This window comes from Geothrix sp. (genome assembly GCF_030219325.1).
GTDB lineage: Bacteria > Acidobacteriota > Holophagae > Holophagales > Holophagaceae > Geothrix.
On sequence record NZ_CP126625.1, the window covers coordinates 879040 to 895715 of the forward strand.

Genomic DNA, 16676 nt, shown 5'->3' on the forward strand with positions numbered 1-16676 from the left:
TCGGGCACTCTGGAAGGATCTATGAATGATACGGGTCACGAGCTGCGGGATCTACTGAGGTCGACCGGACCCGCCGGGGACCTCGGGGCCCCGGGAGCGCGGCTCCGCTGGATGTCCCCTGGGGCCCTGGCCCTGGTGCTGGCGCGGTGGGTGGGCCGCGAGGGCAGGCCCCAGACCCTGTGGGTGGATGCCCCCAGCGAGGCCGAGGCCCGCATCCTGGCGCAGGATCTGCAGGCCCTCCTGCCCGGGGCGGGCGTGGCGCATTTCCCGGGCTTCGCGGGCTACGCGGGCGGGGAGAGCAGCCCGCCCGGCATGGTGTTGCGGGAGCGCCTGTCCACCCTGGTGGGCCTGCTGGAGCGCCGCGTGCAGGTACTGGTCACGGGACCGCTCACCGCCTGCGAGAAGCTGCCCCATCCCACCTGGTTCCAGAAGCAGAAGCTGGAGCTGCGCAAGGGGGCCGAGGTGCCCCGCGAGCTGCTGCTGGAGACGCTGATCGCCTTGGGCTACCGCCGCACGGAGATGGCCTCGGCCCCGGGCGAATTCAGCTCCCGCGGCATGGTGGTGGACCTCTGGCCCGACCACCTCGACCAGCCCCTGCGCCTGGAGACCTTCGGCGACGAGCTGGAGCGGCTCAGCCCCTTCGACCCGGACAGCCAGCGCCGCACCGGCGAGGCACTGGAGACCCTGACGCTCTACCCCCGCTTCGAGGGCGATCGGGGCGATGGCGAGGCCCTGCTGGCCGCCGTGGCCTCCCGCGCCAGCCTCACGCAGGAACCCGGAGACGACCTGGCCTTCCGCCGCGCGCGCCTGGCCACCCACGGCCACTTCCCGGGCGAGGAGCTGTTCCATCCCCTGCTGGCGCAGGCGAAGGGCCAGCTGGTCCACTGGGTGCCGCCCTGCCTGCGGGTCCGTCTTGACCCAGCCTGGGAGGAGGCCCTGCGGGAGGCGGAGCGCACCCGCATCGAAGATGGCCTGGCCATGCTGCGCCGGGGCGGTGTGGTGTGTCCCGACTTCGAGGATCGTTTCCTGCCCACGGATCCCAGCCGGTCCACCCTGCTGCTCACCGAGTGGCAGAGCGAGGCCACGGTGCCCCTGGCCGCCCAGCCCGTGCGCGAGTTCCAGGGCCGCCTCTCCGACCTGGCGGACCACCTGCAGGATCTCGCCCTCACGGGGCATCGCGTGTTCCTGGCAGGCTCCACGCCGGGCATGCGGGACCGCTTCCAGGAGTTCATCCGCGAGCACGAGCTGCCCCAGGCCTACGGCACCGAGGTGGGCTGCCGCGCCCTGCACCTGTCCCTGAGCGCGGGCTTCCACCTGAAAGAACCCGGCCTGGTGATCTTCACCGAGCGCGAGGTCTTCGGGCGCAAGGCCGTCCAGGCGGCGCCGAAGAAATCGCGGAGCTCGGCCTTCCTGTCGGACCTGCGGGACCTCAAGCCCGGTGACCGCGTGGTGCACCTGGACCACGGCATCGGCGAGTTCGTGGGCTTTGCCACCCTCACCGTGGGCGGCGAGGAGCAGGAGGTGCTGCAGCTGCGCTACGCCGATGGCGGCCAGCTCAACGTGAGCCTGGAGCGGGCCGACCTCATGCAGCGCTACACCGGCGCCGAGGGCCACCTGCCGCCCCTGGACAAGCTGGGTGGGGCCTCCTGGGCCAAGGTCAAGCGCCGGGCCAAGAAGGCCATCCGCGACATGGCCGACGAGCTGCTGAAGCTCTACGCCCAGCGCAAGCTGGAGAAGGGCCATGCCTACCCGGCGGACGGGCCCGACATGGCGGCCTTCGACACGAGCTTTCCCTTCACCCTCACGCCGGACCAGGTCGAGGCCATCGAGGCGGTGAAGGCGGACCTGGAATCGCCGCGCCCCATGGACCGCCTGCTGGTGGGTGACGTGGGCTTCGGCAAGACCGAGGTGGCCATGCGCGCCGCCGCCAAGGTGGCCCTGGAGGGCAAGCAGGTGGCCGTGCTGTGTCCCACCACCGTGCTCTGCTTCCAGCACTTCCGCACCTTCCGGGAGCGCTTCGCGGGCTTCCCCATCCGCATCGAGATGCTCAACCGCTTCGTGGATGCCACCGACCAGAAGCGCATCCTGCAGGAGCTGGGCGACGGCAAGATCGAGATCGTGGTGGGCACCCACCAGATGCTGGGCGCCAAGGTGAAGTTCGCGGACCTGGGCCTGGTGGTCATCGACGAGGAGCAACGCTTCGGCGTGGGCCACAAGGAGAAGCTGAAGAAGCTGCGCCTCAACGTGGACCAGCTGGCCCTCAGCGCCACGCCCATCCCCCGCACGCTCCACATGAGCCTCACGGGCCTGCGCGAGATCAGCCTCATCGAGACGCCGCCCAAAGACAGGCTGGCCATCGAGACCGTGGTGGCGCCCTGGAGCGACGAGCTGGTGCAGACCGCCATCCAGTTCGAGCTGCGGCGCGGAGGGCAGGTGTACCTGGTGCACAACCGCGTGGAGTCCATCGTCAGCATCGCCGCGCGGGTGCGCGAGCTGGTGCCCGATGCCCGAGTGGGCGTGGGCCACGGCCAGCTCACGGACGAGGGCCTGGAGCAGGTGATGCTTGGCTTCATGGAGGGGCGCATCGACGTGCTGGTGGCCACCACCATCGTGGAGAACGGCCTGGACGTGCCCAACGCCAACACGCTCATCGTCCACCGCGCCGATGCCTTCGGCCTCAGCCAGCTCTACCAGCTGCGGGGCCGCGTGGGCCGCAGCGACGTGCCCGCCTACGCCTACCTGATGATCCCGCCCAAGCATGAGATCAGCGAGGACGCCCGCAAGCGCCTGCAGGCCCTCGAAGATTTTTCCGAGCTGGGCTCGGGCTTCCGCGTGGCGGCCATGGATCTCGAGTTGCGCGGCGCGGGCAACCTGCTGGGGGGCGAGCAGAGCGGCCACATCCACGACATCGGCTTCGAGCTCTACGTGAAGCTGCTGGAGGAGACGCTCTCGGAGCTGCAGGGCCAGCCCAGCGGCACCTTCGAGGTGAAGCTGGACAACCTGGCCCCCGGCGCCCAGCTGGGGCGGCGCTGGATCGACCAGGCCAGCGAGCGCCTGGTGGCCTACAAGCGCATCTCCCGGCTGCGCGAGGAGAAGGACCTGGAGCTCTACCGCATGGACCTGGAGGATCGCTTCGGCCGCATTTCCGAAGACGATCCCGAGACCCTGCGCTTCTTCGAGCTGCTCAAGGTCAAGCTGCGGGCCCAGGTCCTGGCCGTCTCCGAAGTGGCCCTGGACAAGGGCCAGCTCAAGTTCCGCCTCAGCCCCCAGACGCCCCTGGACCCCGCCAAGCTCATGGCCTGGGTGGGCCGCACCAAGGGCGCCAGCCTCAGCCCCGACGGTGCCGTGCGCCTGCCCGTGCAGGGCACCGCCGACGGCCCCATTCTCCAGGCCCAGCGGGTGCTGGTGGAGTGGGCGGGGCTGTAGGAGCCAGGCCCGGACCCGGATGTGTCAGCAGGTGAGCCTGTAACTGAATCTGTCATAGAGGTCTCGGGACCAGCCTCCGTTGACCTTCCCCGGGCGGGCGGCTCCCCCGCGGGATTCGGAACTCCCCTTGGACTGGCCCTAGCTCACGAGGTTGATGGCCTCGCGCATCTCTTCCTCACGGGTCTCGATGTAGATCATCGTGGTCTCCACCTTTGAGTGCCGCATGAGCTTCTGGATGGTCGGCAGGGGCACCCCCCGCTTGTTGAGGATGTTGGCGAAGCTCGCCCGGAGGCGGTGATCAGTTAGGTTTGGAGGCAATCCGAGCGTCTTGGCCGCCCGCTTGATGTAACGGGTCGCCAGATGCCCGCAGCGAGGTTTGCCGCCCTTCCCGGGGCAGATCAGGCCGATAGGGTTTGGGCCCGGCATGAGCCGCTTGAACCACGGAATCATTGCCTCGGGGATCGGGATGACCGGGGCGTCACCGTTCTTCGTCTTGTCCGGGATGAACACCTTCTGGTCGAGTCGAAGGCCGGACCACTTCATCAATCTCGCCTCGTGGTTCCGCATGCCCATCAGGAGCTGGGCCCGGACGAGAAAACTCGCCTGGAGATGGCCGTAAGCATCCACGGCCTCTAGGAAGCGGTCTAGATCGTCCACGGGCAACACAGGCCGGGCTTTCTTCTGCACCGGCACCATCTGGATGCGGGGCTTCCGGTCGATCCACCCCTTCTCCAGGCCGAATCCCATCAGGGCGCTGATGTTGAGGGCGAGCCCGTTTGTGCCGGTTGCGGCGTGTGTCTCCAGGTAGCGGTTCAGCACCGTGTTGATCGCCGTAGCGTCGATCTTGGTGAGCTGGAGGCCCCCGAGGTAGGGCAGGACATGCTTCGTGACCATCAGTTCGAGGCTTCGGGTGTATTTCCGGGTCCGTTGAGGTGCCCGCTCCTGCATCCAGGCATCGAAGCACTGCCGGAATGTGATGACCTTGGGGCGTTTGATGCCGACGCTTTCCAGGGCGAGACGCCCCTTCATGGCGTTGACGTAATCCCGGGCTTCGTTGACGCGGTAGCAGCCAGTGGAGCCCGTGTGGATCCGGCCCTGGTAGGAGAATCGATAGAGGTAGACGCCGCTCTCCGGGTGCTTCGCCAGGTTCTGGACGAAGTGCAGCTTTCCGTCCTCCACGCGACGCCTCCTTGGGCGCACCTTCCCCTGGTTTGCCGTTGAGGACACCGGAGGGTTCCACGGCCCCATGGTTGGACAATCATCCCCGAGCCCTGAAGGCTCGGAATCACCATTCCTGTTGCCCAGGACGGCATTTTGGAGGAGGACGATTGGCATGGTGGGAAATTCAGCGGGGGTGTCCCGAGTAGGTTGCGAGGCGGGCTTTGGGATGCCCCGGTTTGGTCGGTCAAGCGGGTGACACCGCCGGGACCGAGAGAGGAAGTATCAATCTGGAAGTCGAAAAAGTTTTCCAGGATCCAGATTTTCCGAAATTTGATGAATTTTAAATTCAGTCAGCCCGTGGAAAGGAGGCCGGCGCCAAGAGCCATCGGCACCGGCCTCCTCGCTTCGGTCTACCGTGGCTACCACTACATGGATTGTGAGATCGTAAAAAATGGAGAAGTCGTTGCACTCGCAAGGCACATCGTAAATATCGGGTAGTTCTTCGGGCGTGAGAGTTTGAGGAATTGCCCAAAATAAGAAAGATGAGAGAAATGAACCAAGCAAAGGCTGCGTCGAAAATAGACGGGAAGAAATTCCTAAGGGAGGCGTTTGCCGCTGAACAGGCTGTACTTGCTCTTCAGCTCGACTTATCAAGCAGATCCATCACACACAGTGGGGTGATGGGGGATGTCAACGAACAACATTTCATTGATGTGCTTCGCAAGTACTTGCCCATGCGCTATGAGGTTTCCCAGGGCATAGTGATTGACTCAAATGGATCCACAAGCGAGCAGATCGATATTGTTATTTTTGATAATCAGTACACACCCACACTTCTTGACCAAAAGTCACACCGGTTCATCCCAGCTGAAGCGGTTTATTGTGTTCTTGAAGTAAAACCAACACTGAGCAAACCCTACCTTGATTATGCTGCCGCAAAGGCTCATTCGGTCAGGATTCTCGAACGAACAAGCGTTGCAATCCCGCATGCTGGTGGTGTGTACTCACCCAAGGAGCTATTCCCAATAATCGCAGGCATAGTTTCTACCAAAGTAGATTGGACTGATGGCCTAATCGGAAGGCCCTTTACTGAGAACCTGGCAGCACTAGGCGATACACATACTCTTAACTGCGGATTGGCCGTCTCGGATCGAGCTTTTGATACATTTACGGGAGATCTGACAATTAGCGAACCACAAGGATCGTTGGCATTTTTTATATTCCGCTTGATTCAGCGATTGCAGGCACTCGGTACAGTACCTGCCGTCGATTGGAACAAATATGCCTCATTCTTGGGCAACGATTTCTGACGTTCTGCTGCTAGGTCATCTAAAATCGAGAGAACGACTCGATGTAGTTTCACATAATACATCACCCATTATCCGTAGCACCAGAATTTGAAGAATAAATTTAGAATCGAGTATAAATCAACGGTTCGGCCCCAATGCTGACTCTTCCCTTGCTGCTTCGATTTTCGGTGTGATCCGTTTGAAGAAGTCCTGCATTTCACGGGCAAAACGCTTGTTTGAGCACCAAATGAGCTTGTGTTTACCCCCAGGTGTCACGATCTTAAATCCGAAACCGATTGAAGTCGGGAGATGCTTTTGATAGCTGAATAATGAGAATCCATGGCCATCGGGTAGGTCGAAAAGACCTTCAAGGTACTCAAGCTTCCCAAGTCGTTCGAAAATCTTCGCCTCATCTAGTTTGAGGCGCCCATTCTCTATCTTGGTGAGGTCAACGATGGCCGTCCTATCGAAAAAGAGCCCGGGCTCTGCACCAATGTGATTGCGGGCCATCCACCCAATTCGAAGGGGACGAAATAGAGACCTTAGGAGAAGTGACATCTCACCAACGATGGATTCTGTAAGCGGGCCGAGCTTGCTGTGTGAGATGGCGAACAGGGTCTCATGTTCTTCATGCCCACCCTTGACTCTCCGAGTACGGTGTACATCCACTTGTTTCGTAACAGGGCCGAAGTGAAGAGAGATATGTTCTTGAGATCCCTTCTGGGCAAAGAAAATTTTGTCATCAAGGAAAGTGACGATAGCTGACCCAAGATCGAGTTTTTTCACCCCCATGGAAAGAGCAGTTGTCTCATCCATTCCTGCCTCTGCCTCTGATTGGATCACATGGATCTGTGTTCCCATTACAAGGGTTTCCTGAGAACATTAGAAATCTAATTCCAATATTTTAAATAATATTTAATCCCTGGGTAATGACGGTAATGGGTAATGCCTTGCAGATTACCCGGCTTACTGACCGGACCCAGCATTACCCAGTACCAACGACATCAGTCCTGGTCGGATCTCTCTGGACCATTCGTAGCTCTGGGTATCATGACCAACTGGACCGGCGGACCCCGGTCCAGTGAGACCTCCTCTGAGTGATTCTCCTACGAAGGGCGGGATCTAGTCAGGCCTCAGACGTGGTTTCCTGGATTCCGGCCTGCAACGCCTCAAGACGCGCCTTGATCTGACGCTTACCCATGCCCCGGACCTCGGCAATCGCCTTCAGTTGATTGGCTCGGGGGCGAGTCTTCTCAGCCTCCCAGTGGTAGATGGTCTGAGCAGCCACCCCGATTAGAAGTCCCAGGTCTGCGGCTGAGAGGCCAAGCTTCTTCCGCATGGAGGCGAACCGCTTTGGGCTGAAGCGAAGTTGCTTCCCCTCGGAGGGCTGGAACTCCTCGCCTTTGGCCCTCGCAGCGGCCTTGATGCTACGCATTGACTGGCGTTCAAGCTGCTCGACATGGCGCTTCAGAGCGGCGATCTCAGTGCGCTGCTTGGCGGAGGCATTCTTCAGCGACTCGATCTCGCTTTTGATTTCTTTGCGGGCGAGTCGCATGATTTCGGATTTAAGGATTGAAGCGATGTTGGGCATTTAGGCGCCTTTGCAAACATGGGAAATGAAAAATCCATCACTTCGTGTGGGTCTATCTCGTCAATTGCAAATTATGTGTGCCAGACCAATTTTGATTAGATCACTTTATTCAGCTCGGTGCCTCCAAGATCCGGTACGAGAAGAATCGTTAGACGAGGAGCCCCGAATTTGGCTCGATGGTTACGAATTCCAAGAGGGGGAAATTTTTGCAGCTTAATCTTGACAATAGAAAACACATAGGTCATTTATATTTGGATTCCACCTTGACACCAATCTCTCTGGGGCTTCTATGTCGCGCCAATTTCTTCTATCGATGCTAATCGCCCTGTCGTTGGGGGGAGGCAGCCTGAAAGCTCAGAGCTACCAGACTTCCTTCTCAGACGTGAAATTCGACCGAGCAAAAGGACCGGCCACGATTCACGCAGGTCTGGAGGTCGATGCCGCAACGGGTGCCGCAAGTATGAACATTCCGTTCGGCCCAGGGATCGGTGAGAGAGGCTTGAAATTTACGCCAACTCTATCAATGCGGATTGGACCCCAGATGGGCATCAGTTCTGCTGAGGAAAACATTATTGTCGTACCGGCGGCCTTCTCGAACGCCGCCATTTGGGGCCTCACAACAATCGAAACGTTGTACCAGCGTAGCTTTGGATCGGCATCGTTTTCTCCTGGAACGCTAACGCTAGGCACCATGGTGAGTACTTTTGACCGAAAGCCAACAACTTACAGCCTACCCAATGGTGGTGGTGGACGAGTGCTGGGGCAAGTCCCAGCAGGTATTGACTCAACTAATATCAACACTTTGCTGAGAAAATTTGGATTTAGTGCTACAGACACCGTCGGTTTCCTTCCGGGAAGGACCGATCGTCCTAGCAAAGCAGCGTTCATCCAGATGGGATCGGACAGCAGTCTAATTGTTGGCCTTCGGGTGGACGGTCCATCAACTGCTCTCACCGATGAAGTCCGAGACGATATTCAGCAGTATCCAACCTCCAACCTGTATCAATGGGATTTCCCCCGGCGGGTGGCGGTCATTCATGGGGAAGTGGCCTACGAATTCCATTATGTGCGTCATACCTACATGACCAGGCATATTCCATACCTGACCATTTCTGAAAAGACACAACTCTACAGTGGCCACTACGTCATCACGAAGATTCGCAACAAACTTGGGGAGTCGATTGACTTTAGCTACGATTCCGATGGAAGTGGCTACACTGCGACCTGGAGTGTAAATCCCTCTGTGAAGATCCGTGTTCAAGCAGTGGGGTCGGTGGCGGTTTCGAGTCAGCCCAGCTTGAACAATAGCAACTTTCCATTGGCTAGTGCCACTCGTATTCGAGTGTCCTATCAAGGGATTAGCCAACCGGTATCGACTTTCCTGCTGGACTTTTCTGATCCGACACTTGGGACTGCCCCGACGCTCTTTGGTCCCGGCGGACCGGATAGCGCAGCGGCGAATAGTCCGAATGGGATTATCGATTGGGATTGGCAGGGCTATGGTGCAGCACTCGAATCCATGCAGCCGCTTCGGATTTATAAGGAGGCAACGCTTGAGGAAATCCGATTCACCTGGGGAGTGGGCCCCACCTTTTCCTGGGACAACTGGTTATCCCTTACGAGGGGCCCAACCGTCCTATCGAGTGTCGCGTTCCCAACTCGAGATGTCACTCTAACCTGGGAGCCCTATCGTTATCGAGCCAACTACAACCCAGAGGGGTGGGGTGGTGTTGCCTCAAGTTCTCTGCCTGGCCGCCCAGCGGTGGCCTATGGGGTCATTCAGACGCTTGATTCCGGTGGGCCTCTTTCCCGCCAAACCACGCATCATCGAGTTGTTCCTATGTCGAATTGGAACAATCTGCCAGTAGGACAGACTATTGCTGATCAATGGACTGATACCACTTTCTATGATGCCGTCACACAGCCTGATGGATCTGTGAGTGTCCACCGATTCGTTTCACCACCCTCAATCAATGCCCTGACTGGTGCGGATGGGATGCAGAATCTAGCATTCATCAAGACCCTGGAGCGAGAAGTTCGTTACTACCAACCGGGTGCTGATTGGCAGTCTGACCTCGCCGTGACCACTCCCGCGTCCAGTTCTGCCTACAAGTGGGTCGTGAAGGACCGATTTGATGTTCGGACGCCTGGGTCTACCAATGGCGGTCTCGGCAACCAGTCAGTTCCCTATCCCACCCGAACTCGCACCTGGGAAAAAGAGAATCAGATCCTCACCATTCAGGAGAGTTCTGGGTGGGATGAGGCTGCCTTTGGTTGGAAGGCCAGCCACACAACCACTTCAATCGTAGCCAACCCCAATTTGGCAATGGATTACCTCAGCCTAGCCCAGGCTGGTCAGGCTTACTCCCCCTATCCAGCACCACTGGGGGTCTATCGAAAAACCGAAAAGACCTTTGAACCAAACATCGCTGATTGGATTATCTCCCGGGAAAAATCAGAACAATCCACCACCGTCGAAGACAACACTGGGTTCCTGGCCAGCGGGGGGACCCTACCGGACGCCCAGCCATTGGTTACCAAAACCTTTAACCCGAACGTCAATCGTGTGGATTCAGTAGCCGTGAGTAATTCGGGTGCTCCAACGGTTACAACAGATTTCACCTTCATCGGCACTACTGGGGTCGCGGCAATCGAAATCCAGAGCGCCTTCCTCAACTCTACCGGGCTTGGCCTAAGTGGACAATTTGGTGTGAGTAGCTACAGCTACGATGCCAATGGCTATCTAAATGCTATTAGCCAGAAACCAGATGCCTCGAAAACCCTAACGGTGAGCCAGGAATCCGATGAATTGGGCCGACCCAAGACTCAGACAGATCTGAATGGCACCATTAAGACCTATACCTGGGATCAGGGCGGGCGCCTTTCAGGGATTTCATCGTCCGATGGAGATGAACCGATCAGCATCGTCTATAACGATACGGACCATCTTGGGATAACCGTCACCCAGGGCCTCCGGATTTTAGAATACCGTTACAACGCTTTTGGACAGCTCATTCTCGAACGTCGAACGGCCCAGGATGGGACCAAATCTCATCGTATTCATGGCTACGATTGCGTTGGCAGACCAACCGGCGAAACAGTCTGGCTTCTTGGGGATGGCGCTGCTCACGAGGGGGAATGGCTCAATGCGGCCCTCACGCGTTCCAACACCTCAACAACAGTCGTCCCAGAACGAACCACCTGCAAGAAATGGGGTCTTGACGATGCAGGGAACGCAGTTTGTCTCACATGGCAGACCATACCCGCCAGCACCACCACAGTCACCACGGCGGCACTATACCTCGGCGCGGCGACCAAATACGACGGCCGGGGCCGCGCCATTTGGACCCAGGATGCCAATGGTATTCAGACCACCACCGACTATTTCGGCCCTGGAAACTTGCCACCGGGAGTCGCCTCCTATATTGGACCCATCACGAGGGTGACCGTTGGGACTACTCAGGTGAAGTGGTTTGAAAGCGACAGCGTTGGTCGATTTGTGCGGATGATCACTCCCGTAACACGGTACGTGGATCCGATGAACAGCCCCAGCAAGTCCGTCGTGAACCTTCGCACAGAGTACCGTTACGACACAGGAGGCCGGGTCAAAGATGTCCGGCAGTATGACGAGGCCAACCGAACCCAAACTCGAACCTGGGCCTACAATCGCCTCGGCTGGCTGGAGAGCTTGGAACAACCAGAAAGCGGAATCACCTCCTACAGTGGATTCACGGTTGCAGGTAAGCCTACGGTAACAAGCTACGCCGGGCGCGTCGTCAGAATGTCACCTGACTGGATGGGTCGTCCTCTGAACGTAGCTGCTGACGATGGCAGTGTGACGCAGGCTTTCGTCTACGACACGGCTACAGGTGGGAAGGGTCGATTAGCAAGTAGCACAGACGGCGCCGTGACGACCGAATATAACTATAGTGGTCAGGGAAATAGGCTGAGTAGCCTATCCACCACAACTCTGGTTCAAGGCGCGAATCAAACATTTACCCAGACCTACATCCATGACACATCCGGAAATAGAACAGGAGGCAACACCAGTCATGGGGCATGGACACAGACCTACCATTCACTAACGGGTTTGCCCAATATTCTGACCTATGGGACAGGGAATGTGGCCAGCACGCCATGGGTTTACTACGACTCGGTAAGTTGGGCCTTGAAGTCCATTGCTTATGGAAATGGAGCTGCAAGCAACTTTGACTACGATCCTGATCAGGCAAGATTGAAGGAGATGAAGCACCTCGATGGTCAGGCCGTGCTTCAGGCGCACTGGGGATTCAAGTACGACGATGTCGGGAACATGGTGACAGAATTTGATAAGACACGCCCAGACGGGGCCGGATCATACGCTTTTGACCAGTTTGGGTATGACGAACTTAATCGCTTGATCTCGGCAGTGGTGCAGTCCTCCAGTTACGGGGAGCAGCTGCAGGAATTTGATTACGACGCGTTTGGCAATCGGATCTCCAGCAACATTCGCCGGGTCACTTCATGGCAGGGCGTAAAGGGAGCATCTACTGCATACGTGACAAGCTCTGGCCTATTGAGTGCCCAGGGGACTCAGGTGGTCAATGCGACATTTAGCCAGGGCAGTACAGCCTTGATGCAGAACCGCCTTCCCAATGTAACATCCACAGGTGTTCCAACCGGCGCAACCTACGATCTTCAGGGGAATTTGCTCACGCTCTATGAAAAGCCAACCAGTGTCAACCCAGTGCTGCTCACCATGACCTATGACGCGCTCGGAAGGGTGCTAACTGTTTCCAGTAGCAAAACAGGGCTCACAGAGAAGTACAAATACACCGCTGAGGGCTTACGGACGGTGGTGGAGGAGTACAACGCTTCCACCCTGCAGAAGACCCGAGTAAATATCTACAACGATTCTCGACAGCTCGTGGCGCAGTACGAGAAAGCACCTGCCGGGGTGCTCACTTGGAAGCGCGATATTCTCTACTTGGGCACTAGGGAGGCCGCCGAGATCGATGCCGCTGGCATGCATGTCACCCAAGTGGACCATCTCGGCAGCCCAAGGGTGATTACTGGACCTACCGGGGCCGTTGAGACCAAACAGAAGTACCTGCCATTTGGAGAACTCCTCGAGCAGTCAGGGGCGTTCAGAACGGCTAAGGGGTACACAAATCACGAACAAACTGACACAAGCGGGCTGGTTTACATGCAGGCTCGGTTCTACGTGCCTTGGTTTGGGCGCTTTGCCAGCCCCGATCCTGCACGAGATCAGCATTTTGATAACGGTCAGAGCTGGAACATATACAGCTATGTGAGGAACAACCCTGTTATGAGCACGGACCCCACTGGGATGGAGGAAGAGAAAAAGGAGAAAAATGTCAACAGTGGTGCGGTTGGTCCAAATGATCGACCGTATATTGCTGCAGGAGAACCACCTCCAGCAACTCCGGCGCAAACAAAATTGATTTCAGATAAATTGACAGAATATACAAAAAAATCTTCAACATTATCCAACGCAAGAAATTACTTAGGAACGAAACCAGATGGGGATCTAAATCTCATTGTAATCAATGATCCAAAATCAAATGTAATTGCTAATTATGACAATAATGCTTGGACGATGACAGTTAACATAGCAAATGTAATGACTGATGGACTGGTTAATGATGCAGTTCTGTCAAATGCACTCGGGCATGAATACCGCCATGCGGAGGCAGACGCCCTTGCGGTCTCTTCGGAGAGCCGCACAGTTGATTTACGTGATTCGGGAGGTGGGTTACGTAATTCAACCATGACCAGCAGCTCAGACTACAGTCGCTTTAGAAATGAAGCTGCCCGGGATGGTGCCGCAGCTTCGAATACGAATTTGTCTCCAAGATCTAGAAATCAAGCATTAAAGCGATATTGGGATAACCCTATAGAGATAGATGCTCGTTGCGCAGGTGCAAAGGTTGCTTCGGAGGTGGGTAATGCTAAGTAGGGTCGCGATATCTGGGAGTATAATTGCAGGGTGTTATTTACATGGAGAGACTGTGGCGGAATCCAGTAAGGCATCGTTGAAAATATGGATGGCATCCTTTCGCGCCACACTAAATGAAATTTGCGATTGCGATAATGTGGGTGTCTCATTGTTTAAGGGGAGCGATAACACTTATATAATTAGAATAGTTAGCGCGAAATCTGAAATTGAATCTACAGCATATTGGCAGCATTCCAATTCGACCGGAGTTCGGAAGCTCGCAGCTACTGAAATCAGTTTTCATGAAATAGGGAAGCAGCAGATTTTGAGATACAGAGGCGTCGATTTTGTATATGAGAATGGCTTTTCATGGTACAAAAATGCTATTCCTAATCTGACAAAGCCCGATTAGTTCCAATTCTCCTAAGGCGCAAACAGATTCGATAGCTGCTGGCTCCACGTGTCCACCCGCAATGGGAGATCCGGATACGACAAAGACTTTCCCCGATGGCAAAAGGTGGAAGCATGAATCGGAAGTATGGACCTGATGGGATGCTTCCCAACATGCAATCACCACGAGCCCCGAACCTCCGGGGCTTTTTCGTGGTCACGCTCCTGCGTGCGTTCCCCCAGGAAAGGCTGCGGCTGGTGCATCAGCGTGTGCTTGCGTGCGCATGTGAGGCAGGACGAAGCGACTTCGGCGTGACCTTGCGCGTCGTTGCCCAAAGGCTCGGTTAGCCCGACTCTCCCCGGCGTATGTCTTTGCCTCCGAGTAGGAACCCTGATGAGTTCTCTGGAATTTGCTCAAGCTAGGAAATGCCGGTCATTGGTAGGGTTCCGAATCAAGGTTTGGCCTAGAGGTTGCGCCTGTAACCGAGACTGTCCCGGGCCAAAAGGAGGCATTGGAACTATTTAATTCAAGGGCGGTTCGAAGCCGGTTTGGCTTCTGGCCTACAAGCGCATCTCGCGCCTCCGCGAGGAGAAGGACCTGGAGCTCTACCGCATGGACCTGGAGGACCGCTTCGGTCGCATTTCCGAGGACGATCCCGAGACCCTGCGCTTCTTCGAGCTGCTCAAGGTGAAGCTGCGGGCCCAGCACCTGGCCGTCTCCGAAGTGGCCCTGGACAAGGGCCAGCTGAAGTTTCGCCTCAGCCCCCAAACGCCCCTGGATCCGGCGAAGCTCATGGCCTGGGTGGGCCGCACCAAGGGCGCCAGCCTCAGCCCCGACGGCGCCGTGCGGCTGCCCGTGCAGGGCACCGCCGACGGCCCCATCCTCCAAGCCCAGCGGGTGCTGGTGGAGTGGGCGGGGCTGTAGAGATCAGCTTTCAATGCGTGGGCAGGCGGAAGGACACCATCACGGTGGCGAAGCCTGTGTTGGCATCCGGTACGGATTGGAAACCGGAGGTCGCCATGCGGATGAGGTGGACATCGAGTTCCACGGCCCAGTGCCGGCTCCATTGGAAGCCGACTCCGACCTTCGCGCCGGGGCGCCAGCGCTGATCGACATACCGGTAGTCCCCCTGGCCATCAGGCGGTTCGTACCCACTGTGGAAGGTGTATGCCCCTGAGATGGTGTTCAGGGAGGGACCGGCCAGGACATAGAGTTCACGGTCCCCGCGGTGACGCAGCACCCATTGGTAGTCGGCGGCGACCTGCTGGTTGCTGATGGTCCCCGTGATGCTGCTGAGGAGGGCCCTGGCCCTTCGCTCCGGGCCGAGCTTGTAGGTCACGCCGATCTCCGCGTTGAGCAGAATGGGAAACCACTCGCGAAACTCATGTGGATGCCGCTTGGGCGTGTCCCAGCTGGAAGTGGCCTCCCCCCAGCCCAGGTTGAATTGGTACACGAGGCCCTGCGCACTGAGCTGTCGCGGCATCAGGCAGAGGAACAGGCCCATGCACAGGCTGCGGCTGATCTTTCGGGGATCGGGCATGTTGAACCCTTTCGCTACGAGCAGCAGCTTTTATGGGAAGGCAGATCCATCTACTTCTTCATCACCGCACGCTCAATCTTCCTGGCCGACCCGAATGCCGCGAGGCAGGGATCCACGACCTCGGGTGCCTTGGAGTTCGTCAGCACGGTGCCGACGCATTGGAGGTTCTTCGCGTCGAAGAGCACGGTGAGCAGGTGCCGGTACTCGCCCTTGGCGGGCTCCCTGTCCACGACTTTCTTGTCGGTGGAGAGGATCCACCAGCCCTGGACCGTGGTGGATGCCAGCGGCTGGGGCTTGAGGTCGGTCTCGGCGGAGCTGTCCTTGAGGCGCTTCACGGTCTGCTCGGCGCTGGACCACGCGCCCAGGGGATTGCCGATGCCCTTGATGGGGAAGAGGAAGGCCTTGAAACCCGCCTGGTCCACCACGCCATAGCGCGCGGCGAACAGGTGCTCGGGCCGGGCGCGGTCGAAGGCCTCGGTCCAGGTCTCGGGCAGGGACAGGGCGAGGACGCCGTCCTCGGGGAGGGTGTAGCGGTGCTCCACCACGGCGGGCAGGGGCAGGCGGCTGGCGTCCTCCGTGGGCAGGGTGCGCAGGGCCTCGGGGAGGAGCTGCCAGGCCTGGCCTGGATCCGCCGGAGGCCGGATGGATTCGCCCGCCTTCGCCTTGGTGTGGAGTTGCCGGGCGTAGTCCGCCCGCTGCACGTCCTTCTGCGACTCGGCGAGGGCATGTCCCTTGTCGAAGGCGGCGGCCATGTCCTTGGGATCGCCACCCGTGCAGGCCAGTGCCTGGCCCAGGTCGATCCAGGCCAATGAACTGCCCGGGTCCAGCCTGATGGCCCGGCGGCAATGATCCACGATGCCTGCGGATTCGCCCGCCACCATCATGCGGAAGGCCAGGTTCAGCCAGGCCCTGGCCACGAAGGGCGCGTCCCCGCGGAGGGCCTCCACCTTTTCAAGACAATGCTCTGCGGCTTTCCACTCCCGGGCCTCGATGAAGGTGTTGGCCTGGGCGTTCCAGGGCTGCATGGTCTTGCCGCCATCCAGCTGGATGGCCCGCCAGCCGGCCCGGGCGGCCGCGGGAAGCCGCCGCAGATTCCGCAGGCAGATGGCGTACTCGTTCCAGACCTCGGCGCGGGCCGGCGCCAGGGCCAGGGCTTTCTCGTAGAGGGGCAGGGCCTCCGCGTAGGCCTTCTTCTGCAGCTCGGCATAGGCCGCATCGTAGGCCTTGGCCGCTTCGGGGACCGGGGCCTCGGCCTTCTTCTGGGGGGCTGTGGACGGTGGGGCGCCGGCGGAGAGGGGCGCGCTCAGCAGCACCAGCAGGGAAGGGACCAGGCGGTTCAT

The 16676-nt window shown here is 58.5% G+C and carries 10 protein-coding genes; 5 read left to right on the plus strand and 5 right to left on the minus strand.

The window, feature by feature from the left end; translation table 11 throughout:
- Positions 1-21 precede the first annotated feature (21 nt).
- Positions 22-3426, plus strand: coding sequence for a transcription-repair coupling factor (mfd, locus tag QOZ81_RS03910; RefSeq protein WP_291201333.1), 3405 nt, complete (start codon positions 22-24; stop codon positions 3424-3426).
- A 138-nt stretch (positions 3427-3564) separates the two neighbouring features.
- Here mfd and QOZ81_RS03915 read toward each other — a convergent pair whose 3' ends face one another.
- On the minus strand, positions 3565-4605 hold the full coding sequence (locus tag QOZ81_RS03915; protein WP_291201330.1) for a tyrosine-type recombinase/integrase: 1041 nt from the start codon (positions 4603-4605) through the stop codon (positions 3565-3567).
- 315 nt (positions 4606-4920) lie between these two features.
- Here QOZ81_RS03915 and QOZ81_RS16740 point away from each other — a divergent pair, with 315 nt between their 5' ends.
- Positions 4921-5085 (plus strand): nucleotide-binding domain-containing protein, encoded by a 165-nt coding sequence (locus tag QOZ81_RS16740; RefSeq protein ID WP_366082232.1) that lies wholly within the window; start codon positions 4921-4923, stop codon positions 5083-5085.
- Positions 5086-5138: 53 nt separating this feature from the next.
- Entirely contained in the window at positions 5139-5897 is a 759-nt protein-coding gene (locus QOZ81_RS03920) for a DUF6602 domain-containing protein (RefSeq protein ID WP_291201328.1), read from the plus strand.
- A gap of 117 nt (positions 5898-6014) precedes the next feature.
- On the opposite strand, the gene QOZ81_RS03925 is transcribed toward QOZ81_RS03920, so the two are convergent.
- Both QOZ81_RS03925 and QOZ81_RS03930 read right to left on the minus strand, forming a co-directional pair.
- A complete protein-coding gene (locus QOZ81_RS03925; protein ID WP_291201325.1) occupies positions 6015-6737 on the minus strand; it encodes a hypothetical protein in 723 nt (240 codons plus the stop codon).
- 265 nt (positions 6738-7002) lie between these two features.
- Positions 7003-7467 (minus strand): helix-turn-helix domain-containing protein, encoded by a 465-nt coding sequence (locus QOZ81_RS03930; protein ID WP_291201322.1) that lies wholly within the window; start codon positions 7465-7467, stop codon positions 7003-7005.
- Between the two features lie 289 nt (positions 7468-7756).
- On the opposite strand from QOZ81_RS03930, the gene QOZ81_RS03935 reads away from it, so the two are divergent.
- Both QOZ81_RS03935 and QOZ81_RS03940 read left to right on the plus strand, forming a co-directional pair.
- Positions 7757-13426 (plus strand): RHS repeat domain-containing protein, encoded by a 5670-nt coding sequence (locus tag QOZ81_RS03935; protein WP_291201319.1) that lies wholly within the window; start codon positions 7757-7759, stop codon positions 13424-13426.
- A gap of 925 nt (positions 13427-14351) precedes the next feature.
- On the plus strand, positions 14352-14720 hold the full coding sequence (locus QOZ81_RS03940; protein ID WP_291207557.1) for a TRCF domain-containing protein: 369 nt from the start codon (positions 14352-14354) through the stop codon (positions 14718-14720).
- Positions 14721-14730: 10 nt separating this feature from the next.
- Here the strand turns inward: QOZ81_RS03940 and QOZ81_RS03945 are convergent, their stop codons facing one another.
- On the minus strand, positions 14731-15336 hold the full coding sequence (locus QOZ81_RS03945) for a hypothetical protein (RefSeq protein ID WP_291201316.1): 606 nt from the start codon (positions 15334-15336) through the stop codon (positions 14731-14733).
- Positions 15337-15386: 50 nt separating this feature from the next.
- Positions 15387-16676 (minus strand): tetratricopeptide repeat protein, encoded by a 1290-nt coding sequence (locus QOZ81_RS03950; RefSeq protein ID WP_291201313.1) that lies wholly within the window; start codon positions 16674-16676, stop codon positions 15387-15389.